Annotated in this window: 13 protein-coding genes; 8 read left to right on the top strand and 5 right to left on the bottom strand. The window is 49.6% G+C overall.

All coding sequences use genetic code 11. The features are described from left to right. Positions 1 to 37 precede the first annotated feature (37 nt). Genes thrA through thrC form a run of 3 tightly spaced genes read left to right on the top strand, consistent with a single transcriptional unit; the run spans position 38 to position 4,738 of the window. Complete coding sequence (gene thrA, locus GMA8713_RS04340) at positions 38 to 2,497, top strand: bifunctional aspartate kinase/homoserine dehydrogenase I (protein WP_062706090.1); 2,460 nt, start codon at positions 38 to 40, stop codon at positions 2,495 to 2,497. 1 nt (position 2,498) lies between these two features. After that, complete coding sequence (gene thrB, locus GMA8713_RS04335; RefSeq protein WP_062706087.1) at positions 2,499 to 3,458, top strand: homoserine kinase; 960 nt, start codon at positions 2,499 to 2,501, stop codon at positions 3,456 to 3,458. Further along, on the top strand, positions 3,455 to 4,738 hold the full coding sequence (thrC, locus tag GMA8713_RS04330) for a threonine synthase (protein WP_062706084.1): 1,284 nt from the start codon (positions 3,455 to 3,457) through the stop codon (positions 4,736 to 4,738). The genes thrB and thrC overlap by 4 nt, the downstream gene beginning before the upstream one ends. Before the next feature lie 71 nt (positions 4,739 to 4,809). Here thrC and grcA read toward each other — a convergent pair whose 3' ends face one another. Next, entirely contained in the window at positions 4,810 to 5,187 is a 378-nt protein-coding gene (grcA, locus tag GMA8713_RS04325; protein WP_002540405.1) for an autonomous glycyl radical cofactor GrcA, read from the bottom strand. Between the two features lie 404 nt (positions 5,188 to 5,591). Between grcA and nfo the strand changes: the two genes are divergently transcribed. The 3 genes from nfo to GMA8713_RS04310 all read left to right on the top strand — a co-directional run bounded on the left by nfo (position 5,592) and on the right by GMA8713_RS04310 (position 7,876). Continuing rightward, positions 5,592 to 6,458: a deoxyribonuclease IV gene (gene nfo / locus GMA8713_RS04320; RefSeq protein WP_062706081.1), complete on the top strand. Its 867-nt coding sequence runs from the start codon at positions 5,592 to 5,594 to the stop codon at positions 6,456 to 6,458. 39 nt (positions 6,459 to 6,497) lie between these two features. Continuing rightward, positions 6,498 to 7,178: a uracil-DNA glycosylase gene (gene ung / locus GMA8713_RS04315; protein ID WP_062706077.1), complete on the top strand. Its 681-nt coding sequence runs from the start codon at positions 6,498 to 6,500 to the stop codon at positions 7,176 to 7,178. 161 nt (positions 7,179 to 7,339) lie between these two features. Further along, the gene (locus GMA8713_RS04310; protein WP_062706074.1) at positions 7,340 to 7,876 is read left to right on the top strand and encodes a hemerythrin domain-containing protein; all 537 of its coding nucleotides are present in this window, start codon (positions 7,340 to 7,342) and stop codon (positions 7,874 to 7,876) included. A 99-nt stretch (positions 7,877 to 7,975) separates the two neighbouring features. Here the strand turns inward: GMA8713_RS04310 and GMA8713_RS04305 are convergent, their stop codons facing one another. Then, positions 7,976 to 8,158, bottom strand: coding sequence for a DUF3545 family protein (locus GMA8713_RS04305; protein WP_002540400.1), 183 nt, complete (start codon positions 8,156 to 8,158; stop codon positions 7,976 to 7,978). Positions 8,159 to 8,771: 613 nt separating this feature from the next. Here GMA8713_RS04305 and GMA8713_RS04300 point away from each other — a divergent pair. Together GMA8713_RS04300 and yaaA are read left to right on the top strand one after the other, a co-directional pair. After that, entirely contained in the window at positions 8,772 to 10,229 is a 1,458-nt protein-coding gene (locus GMA8713_RS04300) for an alanine/glycine:cation symporter family protein (RefSeq protein ID WP_062706070.1), read from the top strand. Between the two features lie 113 nt (positions 10,230 to 10,342). Beyond that, entirely contained in the window at positions 10,343 to 11,116 is a 774-nt protein-coding gene (gene yaaA, locus GMA8713_RS04295) for a peroxide stress protein YaaA (RefSeq protein WP_046303904.1), read from the top strand. Positions 11,117 to 11,186: 70 nt separating this feature from the next. Here yaaA and GMA8713_RS04290 read toward each other — a convergent pair whose 3' ends face one another. The 3 genes from GMA8713_RS04290 to GMA8713_RS04280 form a co-directional block, all read right to left on the bottom strand. Further along, positions 11,187 to 12,728 carry an alanine/glycine:cation symporter family protein gene (locus GMA8713_RS04290; protein WP_046303903.1) on the bottom strand — a complete coding sequence of 514 codons (1,542 nt, stop codon included), beginning with the start codon at positions 12,726 to 12,728 and terminating at the stop codon, positions 11,187 to 11,189. A 247-nt stretch (positions 12,729 to 12,975) separates the two neighbouring features. Continuing rightward, positions 12,976 to 14,217 (bottom strand): ATP-dependent RNA helicase SrmB, encoded by a 1,242-nt coding sequence (gene srmB, locus GMA8713_RS04285; RefSeq protein WP_062706067.1) that lies wholly within the window; start codon positions 14,215 to 14,217, stop codon positions 12,976 to 12,978. A gap of 60 nt (positions 14,218 to 14,277) precedes the next feature. Continuing rightward, entirely contained in the window at positions 14,278 to 15,012 is a 735-nt protein-coding gene (locus tag GMA8713_RS04280; protein ID WP_198159447.1) for a tRNA1(Val) (adenine(37)-N6)-methyltransferase, read from the bottom strand. Positions 15,013 to 15,115 lie beyond the last annotated feature (103 nt).

Here is a 15,115-nt window from a genome sequence, read left to right as displayed (position 1 = left end):
TTAAATTTGCGAGTTCTGGAAGGAATTGGAGGAAAGGATGCGAGTATTAAAGTTTGGTGGTACTTCGCTGGCAAATGCTGAGAGATTCAGCCGCGCAGCAGAGATCATCACCAGCAATACCTGCCAAAGTGAGGTATCGGCGGTACTGTCCGCCCCTGCTAAGATCACGAACCTATTGGTTGATGTGATTGATAACACAGTCAAACATGGCGAAGCCGAGATCCAGGTGGCTGAGATCAGGAAGATCTTTTCTGCTTTGTTTGACGGACTGGAAGAAATGGAGCCAAGCATCGATAAAGCTTCGCTCTATGACAAGCTAGAGCGCTCTGTGAACCAGTTAAAGCAATACATCCATGGTATTGCACTGTTGGGGCTCTGTCCTGACAACATATACTCCCGCATCATCAGTAAAGGTGAGCGCCTTTCTATTGCAACCATGTCTGCGTTGCTTGAAGCCCGTGGCTACAACACTTTCGTTATCGATCCAGTTAAATACCTGCTGTCCAAAGGCGACTATGTAGAAGGTATTGTTGATATTGAAGTGTCTTCTGAGCGCTTCAAAAAAGAGCCAATTCCAGCCGGACATATCGGTTTGATGCCAGGCTTTACCGCGTCTAACGAAAAAGGTGAGCTGGTTACCCTTGGCCGTAATGGTTCTGATTACTCTGCAGCTGTGTTGGCGGCGTGTGTTCGCGCGGAATGCTGTGAGATTTGGACGGATGTGGACGGCGTTTACAGCTGTGACCCGCGTTTGGTGCCAGACGCGACACTGCTTAAATCTCTGAGCTATCAGGAAGCGATGGAGCTTTCTTACTTCGGCGCAAAAGTGCTCCACCCGAAAACCATTCTTCCAATCGCACGTTTCCATATTCCTTGTCTGATCAAAAACACCGCCAACCCACAGGGTGCAGGTACGTTGATCGGCAATGACAGCGGTGAAGACAACCTGGCAGTGAAAGGGATCACTACCCTGAGCAAACTGAGCATGGTGAATGTGTCAGGTCCCGGCATGAAAGGCATGGTCGGCATGGCTGCCCGTGTATTTGGTGCCATGTCAGCCGCAGGTGTTTCCGTTGTCCTGATCACCCAATCTTCTTCTGAATACAGCATCAGCTTCTGTATTGAAGCTGAAGACAAGCCAATGGCACAACGTGCTCTTCAGGAAACGTTTGAGCTGGAACTGAAAGACGGTCTGCTTGAGCCGGTTGAGTTTGTCGACAACGTGGCGATTGTGTCGCTGGTGGGTGACGCAATGCGCACCTCGAAAGGCGTGGCATCTCAGTTCTTTACGTCACTGGCAGAAGTGAACGTGAACATTGTCGCGATTGCGCAGGGTTCGTCTGAGCGTTCAATCTCTGCGGTTATCCCAGATGATAGCGTGTCTGAAGCGGTCAAAGCGTGTCACGAAAACCTCTTTAACTCTAACCACTACCTGGATGTCTTCATTGTGGGTGTGGGTGGTGTAGGCGGTGAACTGATTGAGCAGGTGAAACGCCAGCAAGCGAAATTGGCTGATCAGGGCATTGTTATCCGCGTGTGTGGTATGGCAAACAGACGTGGCATGGTGCTGAACAGCAAAGGAATTGATTTGAGCAGCTGGCGCGATGAGCTGGCGAAAGCCGATGAGCCTTTCAGCCTGCCTCGCATGGTACGTCTGGTTCAGCAAAACCACATCATCAACCCTGTGTTTATCGACTGCACTTCAGATCAGGCGATTGCCGATCAATACGCAGATTTCCTGTCTGCAGGCTTCCACGTCATCACACCAAACAAGAAAGCCAACACAGCAGGCATGGCGTACTACCAGCAGCTGCGCAAGTCTGCACGTGCGACCCGTCGTAAGTTCATGTACGACACCACGGTGGGCGCTGGTCTGCCAGTTATTGAAAACCTCCAGAACTTGATCGCAGCAGGTGATGAGCTCGAAAAATTCACCGGTATTCTGTCTGGTTCTCTGTCTCACATCTTCGGTAAGCTCGATGAAGGTCAGAGCTTCTGTGAAGCAACGACAGCAGCGCGTGAGAGCGGCTTCACTGAACCGGATCCACGTGATGACCTCTCTGGTATGGATGTGGCACGTAAGCTTCTCATCCTTGCCCGTGAAGCGGGTATGCACCTTGAGCTGGAAGATGTTGAAGTTGAACCAGCATTGCCACCGGGCTTTGATGCCTCAGGCGATGTAGAAGCCTTTATGGCAAAACTGCCGGAAGCTGACGCTTACTTCGAGAAGTTGGCGAGCGATGCGCGTGCCGAAGGTAAAGTGCTGCGTTATGTGGGTAGCATCGAGAACGGCAAGTGCTCAGTGAAAATCCAGGCGGTGGATGCTGACGACCCTATGTTCAAAATCAAGGAAGGTGAGAACGCGCTGGCTTTCTACAGCCGTTACTACCAGCCAATCCCATTGGTACTGCGAGGCTACGGTGCAGGTACTGCCGTCACAGCGGCAGGTGTGTTTGCAGACTTGATGCGTACACTTGGCTGGAAACTGGGGGTATAAGATGAGCGTTGTTGTTTACGCACCGGCTTCAATCGGTAACGTCAGTGTAGGCTTTGATGTATTGGGCGCCGCTGTGTCGCCCATCGATGGCACTTTGCTTGGCGATCGCGTGAAAGTGGAAGATGGCGGCGATGTACCCTTTACCCTGAACTGCGTTGGTAGCTTTGTTGATAAGTTGCCGAAAGATCAGGAAGAAAACATCGTTTATCAGAGCTTCGTGGTCTTCTCCCGTGAAATGGAAAAGCTGGGACAGCCTGTTCGTCACGTCACCATGACGCTCGAAAAGAACATGCCTATCGGTTCAGGCTTGGGTTCCAGTGCCTGTTCTATCGTTGCCGCACTTGATGCCCTGAACAAGTACCATGATGAAGCGTTGGACGAAACCACTTTGCTGGCGTTGATGGGCGAGATGGAAGCGGCGATTTCCGGCAGCCTCCACTATGACAATGTGGCGCCATGTTATCTTGGTGGCCTGCAGTTGATGGTTGAACAAATGGGAATCATCAGCCAGGAAGTGCCTTGTTTTGACGAGTGGTACTGGGTAATGGCGTACCCGGGTATCAAAGTACCGACGGCTGAGGCTCGCGCGATTTTGCCAGCACAATATCGTCGTCAGGATGTGATTAATCACGGTCGCCATCTGGCAGGCTTCATCCATGGCTGTTATTCTGGCCAGCCACAGCTTGCTGCGAGCATGATCAAAGACGTGGTCGCTGAACCTTACCGCGAGAAATTGCTGCCGGGCTTCGCCGAAGCAAGACATTACGCAGAGGATGCAGGCGCACTGGCGACCGGTATCTCAGGTTCAGGCCCGACGCTGTTTAGCATCACGGATGACAAAGCCGTGGCAGAGCGCGTAGCGAAGTGGCTAGAGGAAAATTACGTTCAGAACGAAGAAGGATTTGTCCACATCTGTCGATTGGATTTGAAAGGATCGACAGTGACAGGAAGTGAACTATGAAGCTTTACAACATCAAAGAAAACGACGAGCAGGTTTCGTTCGGTCAAGCGGTAAAACAGGGTCTTGGCCGTAATCAGGGTCTGTTCTTCCCAAGCGAACTGCCAAAATTTGAAGACGTTGATGCGCTGCTGGACAAAGATTTTGTCAGCCGCAGCAGCGACATTCTCTCTGCATTCATCGGTGACGAACTGTCGCCAGAAACCGTGCGCAGCATGGTGGAAAATGCCTTCCAATTCCCGGCGCCTGTCGAGAAAGTGACTGACCAAATCAGCGCACTTGAGCTGTTCCACGGCCCGACACTGGCGTTTAAAGACTTTGGTGGCCGTTTTATGGCGCAATCGCTGGCAGCAGTGTCTGATAGCGGCAAAGTAACCATTCTGACTGCTACTTCTGGTGATACCGGTGCCGCTGTTGCCCATGCGTTCTACGGCATGGAAAACATCAATGTGGTTATCCTGTATCCGAAAGGCAAGATCAGCCCACTGCAGGAAAAACTCTTCTGTACTCTGGGTGGCAACATCCACACTGTGGCCATCAACGGTACTTTCGATGACTGTCAGGCGATGGTGAAAAATGCCTTTGATGATGCAGAGCTTCGCGCAGCGATTGGCCTGAATTCAGCAAACTCGATCAACATCAGCCGACTGATGGCGCAAATCTGTTACTACTTTGAAGCTGCGTCGCAGCTGACCAAAGCACAACGCGAAAACCTGGTGGTTGCAGTGCCAAGTGGTAACTTCGGTAACCTGACTGCGGGTCTGTTGGCGAAAGCGATTGGCCTGCCAATCAAACGTTTCATCGCAGCAACCAACGTGAATGATACCGTGCCACGTTACCTGCAAACCGGTGAGTGGACGCCAGAGCCAACCATTCCAACGCTCTCAAATGCGATGGATGTGAGCCAGCCAAACAACTGGCCGCGCATTGAAGAGCTTTGTCAGCGTCAAGGCTGGGGTTTGAACGAGCTGGGCGCAGGTGCAGTCACTGACGAGCAAACGGCAGAAACGCTGAAAGCGATGTTTGATGGCGGTTACCTGTGTGAGCCACACGGTGCCATTGCTTACCGTGTGCTGGACGAGCAACTGCAGGATGGCGAATACGGCTTGTTCCTGTGTACCGCACACCCGGCGAAATTCAAAGAGTCTGTAGACGAGATCCTGGGTCAGGATATTCCGCTGCCAGGCCCTCTGGCAAAACACGCGGCGATGGAACTGCTGTCTATTGAGCAGGATGCGGATTTCGCTCAGCTGCGTGAATACCTGATGAAGGTCGCTGGCTAATTTCACGCGACAGAAAACAAAAAACCGGCCAATTGGCCGGTTTTTTTATACTTCTGCTAACGCTGTGAATATTACAGAGTGTTAGTGAAAGTACGTGCGATAACGTCGCGCTGCTGTTCAACAGTCAGAGAGTTGAAACGCACAGCGTAGCCAGATACGCGGATAGTCAGCTGTGGGTATTTTTCTGGGTGCTTAGCAGCGTCTTCCAGTGTTTCACGCTTCAGAACGTTAACATTCAGGTGCTGACCACCTTCGATTTTTGCAGGTACTTCGATAGCGATTTCACGGCTTTCGTACTCGCCCAGATCTGCTGCAGGGATAACCTGATCCGCTTCGAAACCCGCTTTTGCTGCAACGCAACGTGCTTCGTTGGTTTCGCTGTCCAGCAGCCAGATAGAGTTCAGCAGGTCGTCGTTTGCCGCTTTAGTGATTTGAATACCAGTGATCATAATCCTTCCCCTTTTGATAGGCTTGGTGGTTTTAATTTTCCATCAATTGATGAGCTGGGTACTTGTATACCTTACTTTTTGTAAGGGTATTTTGATTTTAGTCAAAATACAATCAAAATATGCGAAATTTACGCCTTGGATTTTTTGTTTTGAATCAATAAAAGATCAAATATATGGTTTAAAACAAATTTTTAACAAGACGATATTCTGTTAAAAATTACAAATGTAATTTAATTACTACATTTATGGCGTGTGAATTGCATTGGGATACATGCGGATATCGCCCCAAGTCCATGTGATGGCACAGTCTGGTGGTGCTAGAGCGATATGCAAATCAAAACGGACTTTTACGGTATGAGTAACTTAAAATGTTGTCGGTTACGGTTTCGACCTGGAGAGAGAAGATGAAGTTTATCGGAGCACATGTATCCGCTTCCGGTGGGGTAGAAAATGCCCCGGTTAACGCCGCGGCAATTGGTGCCAATGCGTTTGCACTGTTTACCAAGAACCAAAGACAGTGGCAGGCAAAGCCACTGGAAGCGAAAAATGTCTCGGCATTCAAAGCAAATTGCCAAAAGCATGGCTTTGTTCCTGAGGCAGTGTTGCCACATGATTCTTACCTCATCAATTTGGGTGCACCTGAAGAAGAAAAGCTGGAGAAATCCCGCGCTGCCTTCATTGATGAAATGGAACGTTGCCAGACACTCGGGCTTCCTTTACTGAATTTCCATCCGGGCAGCCATTTGAAGAAAATCAGCGAGGAAGCCTGCCTTTCCCTGATTGCTGAATCTATCAATCAGGCACATCAAGCCGTACCAGAGGTCGTTGCCGTGATTGAAAACACAGCGGGTCAGGGGACCAATCTTGGATGGTCGTTTGAGCAACTGGCGGCGATTATCTCGCAAGTGGAAGATAAATCCCGTGTGGGTGTCTGTATTGATACCTGCCACGCCTTTGCGGCAGGGTATGATCTTCGCACTCACAGTGCGGCAGAAGCGACTTTTACGGAGTTTGATAACACAGTCGGTTTTCAGTATCTGCGTGGTATGCACCTCAACGATTCTAAAACGCCTTTTGGTAGCCGGGTTGATCGTCATCAGGCGCTGGGGGAGGGCGAGATTGGTTTACCGTGTTTTGAGGTCATCATGCAAGACAATCGTTTCAATGGCATTCCATTGATTCTGGAGACCATTAAACCGGAAGTGTGGGCGGATGAAATCCGTTTGTTGCGTCAGTTTGAAGTCACAGCATCTGAGCGTGTTTCTGCGTAGAATAGCGGACGCTGAAGAATAGAGAGGATTGGGGAAAGCATGACACAGGCGATGACTTGGCACGATGTGATTGGCCAGGAAAAGGAACAGGACTATTTCAAACACACTATGGCTTATGTGGCGGAAGCCCGTGAGATAGGCACAGTGATTTACCCGCCTAAGGAAGACGTATTTAATGCCTTCCGCTTTACAGAGCTGGAAGATGTGAAAGTGGTGATCCTGGGGCAGGACCCATACCACGGTCCTAATCAGGCGCATGGTCTTTGTTTTTCAGTCCTGCCCGGTATCAAAACGCCACCCTCGCTGGTGAACATGTATAAAGAGCTGGCTCAGGATATTCCAGGTTTCACCATTCCACAGCATGGATACCTCAAAAGCTGGGCGGATCAGGGCGTGTTGCTCCTTAATACCGTTCTGACGGTCGAGCAGGGTAACGCACACTCTCATGCCCATTTAGGTTGGGAAACCTTTACTGATCGCGTGATAGAAGCCGTAAACCAACATTGTGAAGGTGTCGTGTTCCTGCTTTGGGGCTCCCACGCCCGCAAGAAAGGCCGTGTGATTGATCGTAACCGTCACCATGTGTTGGAAGCGCCACACCCATCTCCACTTTCCGCGCATCGTGGATTTTTGGGCTGCAAACATTTTTCTACCACAAACACACTGCTTACCCAGTCTGGTAAAGCGCCGATTAACTGGCAGCCAGAACTCGACGGATAGATTCGTTTCATTGATTTTAGAAAGCCCGTGATTTTCATCGCGGGCTTTTTGTTTGTATGTACTGTAAAGGTGAAACTGAACAAAAAATGACCTTGCGCAATTTGTGAACAGTCCGGTTCGATAGACTGATCTCGTGGTGTGAATGAAGAAAGGGAGGAGCTATGTTAGTAGCCAGCATTCATAGAGATCACCGGAACATCAGCCGACTGCTTAAATTGTTGTCGAAAAAGCTGACGGCCATTCAGCAGGAAAGGCCCGTTAACTACAGCTTGATTAAGGACACGGTTAGCTACCTGCAAGAGTACGCTGAAAAGTATCACCATCCAAAAGAAGATCTTATCTACCACTATTACTTACAGCATTACCCTGATTCAGAGGGGGTGGCAAGATTGGATGATGAGCACGAAGCACTGGCAGGTTTAACCGCTGAGTTTGCGGATACTGTCGACATGATATTGATGGACGCTGTCATTCCGCTCGACCTCTTTGCCGATAAACTCAACCGATTTGTAGGCTGTCAGAAAGAACATCTGGACTTGGAAGAGAAAACCATCCTGCCTGTTTTGGAGCAAACCCTGACGACTGAAGATTGGGAGTACCTGCAGACACAATGGGAGGAAGAGGATATTGATCCGCTGTTTGGTGAGCAGGTGGCAGACAGGTTCAAAGAGCTTTCTGCTGCTCTCAAAGGCCCATAGTTACAGACAAAAAAGGCACCCCTTGTCGGGTGCCTTTTCTTTAAAATTCCAATGTTATGTTGTCAGTAAATTGACGATTTAAACCAGTGAGTACGCTACTTAAAAATCGAAATCGCTGTCGTTGAAATCACCGAGCATATCGATATCTTGCAGCTCTTTGCGCAGGCGCTGTCTGTCTTTTAACGCCTCAATTTCTCTCCACTTACGTTTTGCTTGTTTGGTTCGTCCACCGCGTTGTGGTCGCTCTTGATCGAATACATCATCAAAGGCAAAGCTATCCATAAATTCACCTCGTTTTACCGTTGCGGTCGCTAATTAAGTATCAAACCTCCGACAAAATAAAATTGAAGTGTTTCTCATTTGTTGCACCTCAGTGAAGTTTTTATGAGAACGCAATCACCTTTATTCCGTCGCTGGGCAAAATGTGTGCAGTTGCAGTGCCTTAAGTTGTCTCACAGCTACAACATCAAATTTATCTGGGGAGGTGTCCCCCAAGCCCCTGTCACAGCAAAAGACCGGGGAAATATCGAATTTGGTCACACATTGAATAAAATGCATAAAGGGTGCCAGGCAAGGTGAACGCGATGTTCTATTCCTGTTATGGAAAAGCAGTAACGCAAACGCTTGGTCTTGATGTGTGGGTATTTTTTGCTCATCAAATATGAAATTTAATTCATATTGATTTTTATCGTGGCTGATAGCATCATCTCGCGGCAATTTGCGGGATCTGCCGCAAAACCGACACATTTTGGGGTTCTTGTGACGCTTTCTTGCCGACGAGACCCGCATCATTATCGGCAGACGCTAGGCTTGCGTCAGTCGCATCAAATCGCATTTTCTCCGCATCGGAGAACAACGACACTGCGAATCAGTTTATGCGTACAGAGAGGTAGGCGTGGTAAGTCTCATCAACTTTTTAAACGACCTGATCTGGGGATCGGTGCTCATCTATCTTCTGATCGGTGGCGGCATTTTCTTTACGCTGCGTCTTGGGTTTATTCAAATTCGTCACTTTGGGCACATGTTCAAGGTGATGAAAAACAGCCGTAAATCAGACAAAGAGGGAATCTCCTCGTTTCAGGCATTGTGTACCAGTCTTGCAGCGCGCGTGGGTACGGGCAATATGGCGGGCATTGCTGTTGCGTTAACTCTTGGTGGCCCAGGTGCGATTTTCTGGATGTGGTTGATAGCCGTGCTGGGAATGGCAACGGCTTTTGCCGAGAGCACGCTGGCGCAGCTTTACAAAACCCGTGATGACGATGGCAATTTCCGTGGTGGTCCAGCGTATTACATGGAAAAAGGCCTAGGCATGCGCTGGATGGGTGTGGTCTTCTCCGTGCTGCTTATTATCGCCTTTGGCTTAGTGTTCAACTCGGTACAGGCGAATTCCATTACTCAGGCAGCTTACGTCGCTTTTGGCTTTGATCCCCTCCATGTTGGAGCTGTGCTGGTGGTACTTGCCGCCTTTGTTATTTTTGGTGGCATTCGAAAAATTGCCCGCACGGCTGAGTTAATTGTGCCGGTGATGGCGCTGCTTTATCTGGCGCTTGCCATGTACATCATGCTTACCAATCTGGAAAAAGTGCCTGATGTACTGTCACTGATTTTCCGCAGTGCTTTCGGTCTGGAAGAGGCCGCTTCGGGCGCGTTGGGTTACACAGTGGCACAGGGCATGGTGCAAGGCATTAAGCGTGGCCTGTTTTCCAACGAGGCGGGCATGGGCTCGGCACCGAATGCGGCAGCCAGTGCAACGCCGTACCCGCCACACCCTGCGTCTCAGGGGTATGTGCAGATGCTGGGCGTGTTTGTGGACACCATCGTTATCTGTTCTGCCACCGTGGCCATTATCCTGATGTCCGGCGAATACATGCCGGGCAGTGAAATCACCGGCATTGAACTGACCCAGCGTGCGCTTTCTAACGAAGTGGGTGACTGGGGGGGCATTTTTGTAGCGGTCGCAATTTTCTTCTTCGCGTTTACCTCGATCATTGCCAACTACTCATACGCGGAAACTAACCTGATATTCCTCGAGCATAACCACAAGGCCGGTTTGAACCTGTTCCGTTGCGTGGTGCTTGGCATGGTGATGTTTGGTGCGATGGCGGAACTGCCAGTGGTGTGGATCATGGCGGATACCTCAATGGGCTTGATGGCGATCGTCAATATGATTGCAATCCTGCTGCTATCAGGCACCGTGGTGACACTGGCGAAGGACTACAACCAGCAGGTGAAACAGGGCAAAGTGCCTTCGTTCAACAGCCGCAATCACCCTGACATGCTCAACCAGATTGAGCCAGGCGTTTGGGGTAAACCGCAAGTCACAGAATCGGAAAATCGCTCGCCTACGCGGTGATTCATTCGGTTTCATCTATGGCAGTTATCGGAAAAAGCCACGCTTGATCGCGTGGCTTTTTTGATGGTCAGTGTTACTCTTTGCGCTAATAAGAGATTGAAAGGAATGACACTATGTTGATTGTGGTTTCTCCGGCAAAAACCTTGGATTACCAATCACCGCTTGCGACGGAGCGTTATACGCAACCGACGCTAACCGAGCACTCTGAAGCTTTGATTGATGTGTGCCGTAAACTGACACCGGCGGATATCTCGAGCCTGATGAAGGTGAGTGACAAGATTGCAGGTTTGAACGCGGCACGCTTTGCTGAGTGGTCGCCGGAGTTCACGACCGACAATGCCCGCCCTGCGGTTTTGGCATTCAAAGGCGACGTGTACACCGGCCTTGAAGCAGAAACTTTCAGTGAAGAGGACTTTGATTGGGCGCAGAATCACTTGCGTATGTTGTCAGGTCTATACGGTCTGTTGCGTCCCCTGGATTTGATGCAGCCTTACCGCTTGGAAATGGGCACTAAACTGGCGAACCCACGCGGCACTAACCTTTATCAGTTCTGGGGTGACATCATCACGGATGAGCTAAATCAGGCACTGGCCGCACAGGGCGACAAGGTACTGGTGAACCTCGCATCGAACGAGTACTTCAAATCAGTCAAACCGAAGCAATTGGACGGGCAGATCATCACGCCAGTGTTCAAAGACCAGAAAAACGGCCAGTATAAAGTCATCAGCTTCTTCGCCAAGAAAGCACGCGGCATGATGGCGCGTTACATCATCGACAACCGCATTGATTCGGTTGACGCGTTGAAGCAGTTTGATACGGCGGGATACTGGTTCTGTGCTGAAGAGTCGAGCGACAAGGAACTGGTGTTTAAGCGCGAAGAGCAGTAATCGCCATTTAAAATCAGAAAAAAGAAAAGGTTAGCCGAGGCTAACCTTTTTTGTATCTCAATAATCTCGATTAAGCAGTCGGATTGACCGGCTTACCGGAGACTTCATCCGAAGCTTCGCTGTCTTGGGTACGACGTGCCAGGCGACGCTCCCAGTAGTCAGCGTTCTTGATACCAAGCTTCACAGGATCGAAGGTGTATTCTTCCACGCCTTCTTTCTGCTGGCGCTCGTAATCGTGTAGCGCTTTAAGGGCAGGTTTGCTCAGGAAGAAGATGATCACTAGGCCTACAATATTCAGCCAAGCCATCAGGCCCACACCCACGTCACCCATCGCCCACGCTAGGTTGGCGGTTTTCACGGTACCGTAGAATACCGCTGCCATCAGAATCACTTTCAGCACAAACATCATGCCTGGCAGTTTGATGGTACGGCGCAGGTAGGCCACATTGGTTTCTGCGATGTAGTAGTAAGCCAGAATCGTGGTGAACGCAAAGAAGAACAGTGCAATCGCAATGAACGGTTTGCCCCAACCCGGCATAGTGCTTTCAATTGCCATCTGGGTGAAGACAGGACCATTCGCAGCAATGTCTGCTGCAACGTTTTGGATGATGAAGGCTTCGCCAGCACCGTGAACGTTGTATGCGCCAGTGATAAGGATCATAAACGCGGTGGCAGAACATACCAGCAGGGTATCAATGTAGATAGAGAAGGATTGAACCAGACCTTGTTGCGCAGGGTGCTGAACGTTCGCGGCTGCCGCAGCGTGTGGGCCTGTACCCTGACCCGCTTCGTTTGAGTAAACACCACGCTTAACACCCCAGCCGATAGCCGCACCAACACCTGCCATAGGTGTGAATGCGTCGCCAATGATCATCGCAACGATACCTGGGATTTCAGTAATGTTCAGCGCAATGATAACGAATGCGATGATGATGTAAGCCAAAGCCATGAAAGGCACGACGACCTGAGTAAAGCTCGCGATTCGCTTCACGCCACCAAAAATGATGAAACCAAGCAAAATGGAGATGAGGGTGCCGGTGATGATTTTCGCCAGGCTGTAGGTGCCAATCGCGGTTTCAATCATTTCACCAGAGCCGAATGCGGCTTCAACGGCGTTACCGATACTGTTTGATTGTACGCCCGGCAGCAGAACACCACATGCAAAAATAGTCGCGATGGCAAAAATCCATGCGTACCACTTCTGACCCATCGCTTTCTCAATGTAGTAAGCCGGACCACCACGGAATTCGCCCTTGTCTTCTTCTTTGTAGATTTGTGCAAGGGTAGATTCAGTGTAAGCCGTTGCAGCGCCAAGGAAGGCAACAACCCACATCCAGAAAACGGCACCTGGACCACCGAAACCGATCGCGGCGGCGACACCTGCGATATTACCGGTACCAACACGGCCAGAAAGTGAAACGGCCAGTGCCTGGAAAGATGAAATACCTTTCTCAGAACTTTTGCCAGAGAACAGCAGGCGAGTCATTTCTTTGAACTGACGAACCTGAACAAAGCGCGTTACGATGGAGTAGAACAGGCCAGCACCCAAACAGGTGTAAATAAGCACTGGACTCCAGATAATGCTGTTTAAAAAATCAACAACAGATTGCATTAAAAGATCCCTCTAATAAAAAATATTGGATAGATGATTTTTTATCCAACGGCAGGATAATCCGAAAATGACACAAATTGTTAATATTTTGTGTTGTCAATGTGACGGATTGTGAGCCCGATCTTTAGTCTGCATTCCATTAGCAAACTAGAATTTTTATCTGCGACCGATCGCAAACAAATAAAAAAGGAGGCTTTTCGCCTCCTCTTTTAACGCTAATTAAATTGAAAATCTAGTAAAAGCTTGATTATGCGGATTTTTTCGTTGCTTTTTTCGCCGCTTTCTTGGCTTTTCCTTTTACTTCTTTGTTAGAAAGCTTTTTCTTTTTCTTCTTAAATTCCGGCTTCTTATGTTTTGGCTTCATGCCATCAACATAGCGTTCTTTCACGTCTTCTTTCATGTAGCGGCAGATACGATCCATCATTGGTTGGTCGTGTGCTTCCACCAGAGAAATAGCGTTACCTTTCTTACCCGCACGGGCGGTACGGCCGATACGGTGCAGGTACACGTCGGCTTTGCGTGGCAGGTCAAAGTTGATGACGTGATCGATATCCGGCACGTCGATACCACGTGCTGCAACATCAGTCGCCAACAGTACATTAATCTCACCTGTAGTGAAGCGCTCGATAGCGTATGTACGCTTTGCCTGAGCCATTTCACCTTGCAGCCATGCACAATTCACTTTCTCTTTGGTCAGGAATTCACGCAGTGCAGCCAGACGCTCACGGGTTTTCACAAAGATGATCGCGCGCTCAGCCTGTTCAGTCAGGATAGATTTCAATAGGGCGTTTTTATGCGCCATGTCGTCACAGCGGTAGTACCACTGGGTGATCTTTTTGCGCTCGCGACGTGGCGGTTCAGCTTCTACTTCTACCGGATCGGTCAGCAGGGTGTTTTTGAAGCCTTCAATGCCTTTACCTTCCAGCGTCGCGGAGAACAGCATACTTTGTTTACGCCAGCGACATTCGGTAGAGAGTTTATCAACGGCAGGACCAAAGCCCATGTCGAGCATGCGGTCTGCTTCGTCCAAAACCAGGCTTTCAATCGCACGGCAGTCAAAGCGTTCTGCTTCGATGTATTCCATCAGACGGCCAGGAGTTGCAACCACAATGTCTTGGGTCTTACCCAGAATCTCAGCATGTTCTTGGTAAGAGATACCACCTGTGATGGTGATGATCTTTAAATCGGTATATTTCGCCAACGCGCGGGCTTGATCAGCAACCTGAATGGCCAGTTCACGGGTTGGAGTCAGGATCAGGGCGCGTGCAGGACCCGGCTTCTGACGAGGGAAGTCGATAAGGTGTTGCAGCAATGGCAATACAAAAGCAGCAGTTTTTCCTGTTCCCGTTGGCGCAGACGCCAGAATATCACGGCCATCCATACCATGAGGGATCACGCCAGCCTGGATCGCTGTTGGTCGCTCGAAGCTCATGTCATCCAGCGCTTGTAGCAGTTGAGGATCCAGTTCTAGTTCAGCAAAAGTTCGCACGCGTTGTTTCTCCACTCAAAGTTAGGGGGCGAATTATAGAGACTAATTCAAGTACGATCATCACATCTTGAGGTAAAAATCTCTTGTGAGCGAAATAAAGTCGTTTGTATAGCTTCCCGCCGCCTGGATCACCAAGGTTTTGGCATCTAAACCATGTTCTTCCTGATTCGATAGCGACATCAACTTTCGACTCACCGGTTTGTTGGCGGTTGGTTGTACGTTCAACAGCCGTTGGCAATAAAGTCCATACTCTTTGGCTTTCGCCAGCAAGGCATCAGCCTCCACTGAAGGTAAGATCAAATGCGCCTGTCCGTTGGGTAAAAGTCGAGTCTTTATCACTTTTAATAAGGTGTCGTGAGAAAGGGTGTCGGTGTGGCGCGCAGTGGCTCGCCGAGAATCGCCCGCTTGCTCGCCAGAGTTAAAGTAAGGGGGATTGCAGATAATAGTATTGAACTGCAACGGGTTTTCCCACTCGTCAATATCCTGATGCAGCACAGTTATCCGATCTGCCCAAGCAGATTGTTCTGAATTGAATAGTGCTGTGTTGGCGGCGTGCTCATCGATATCCAGCGCGGTGATTTTTACTGCGGGAAATCGCTGCGCCATCATCAGTGCCAGTAAGCCAGAGCCCGTGCCAATGTCGAGCACTTCATCAGACTCTCCCGCTTCAACCCAGGCGCCAAGCAGCACGCCATCCGTGCTGACTGGCATGCCACAGCCCTTATCTTCGACAGTAAATTGCTTGAATCTGAAGCCTTTACACACGGTACCCTCTTGAACTCTACTCGTTGCCATTGTCGACAATTGCTTAAAAAATAGATAATTATGTTGCTGCTATGTTATGGGCTATTGCAATCAAGATCTTCAACTTCTATCGCCTAAAGATTAATGGTTGGTT

This window comes from Grimontia marina, from assembly GCF_900060185.1.
Lineage (GTDB): Bacteria > Pseudomonadota > Gammaproteobacteria > Enterobacterales > Vibrionaceae > Enterovibrio > Enterovibrio marinus.
This window is presented reverse-complemented; position numbering and strand designations above follow the sequence as displayed.

Excerpts from the sequence above, each read along its gene's own strand:
- GMA8713_RS04290 (WP_046303903.1), bottom strand. The coding sequence starts at position 12,728 with ATGCAATCTGTTGTTGATTTTTTAAACAGCATTATCTGGAGTCCAGTG.
- nfo (WP_062706081.1), top strand. The coding sequence starts at position 5,592 with ATGAAGTTTATCGGAGCACATGTATCCGCTTCCGGTGGGGTAGAAAAT.
- thrC (WP_062706084.1), top strand. The coding sequence starts at position 3,455 with ATGAAGCTTTACAACATCAAAGAAAACGACGAGCAGGTTTCGTTCGGT.
- GMA8713_RS04280 (WP_198159447.1), bottom strand. The coding sequence starts at position 15,012 with ATGGCAACGAGTAGAGTTCAAGAGGGTACCGTGTGTAAAGGCTTCAGA.
- GMA8713_RS04310 (WP_062706074.1), top strand. The coding sequence starts at position 7,340 with ATGTTAGTAGCCAGCATTCATAGAGATCACCGGAACATCAGCCGACTG.
- thrB (WP_062706087.1), top strand. The coding sequence starts at position 2,499 with ATGAGCGTTGTTGTTTACGCACCGGCTTCAATCGGTAACGTCAGTGTA.
- yaaA (WP_046303904.1), top strand. The coding sequence starts at position 10,343 with ATGTTGATTGTGGTTTCTCCGGCAAAAACCTTGGATTACCAATCACCG.
- thrA (WP_062706090.1), top strand. The coding sequence starts at position 38 with ATGCGAGTATTAAAGTTTGGTGGTACTTCGCTGGCAAATGCTGAGAGA.
- ung (WP_062706077.1), top strand. The coding sequence starts at position 6,498 with ATGACACAGGCGATGACTTGGCACGATGTGATTGGCCAGGAAAAGGAA.
- GMA8713_RS04305 (WP_002540400.1), bottom strand. The coding sequence starts at position 8,158 with ATGGATAGCTTTGCCTTTGATGATGTATTCGATCAAGAGCGACCACAA.
- grcA (WP_002540405.1), bottom strand. The coding sequence starts at position 5,187 with ATGATCACTGGTATTCAAATCACTAAAGCGGCAAACGACGACCTGCTG.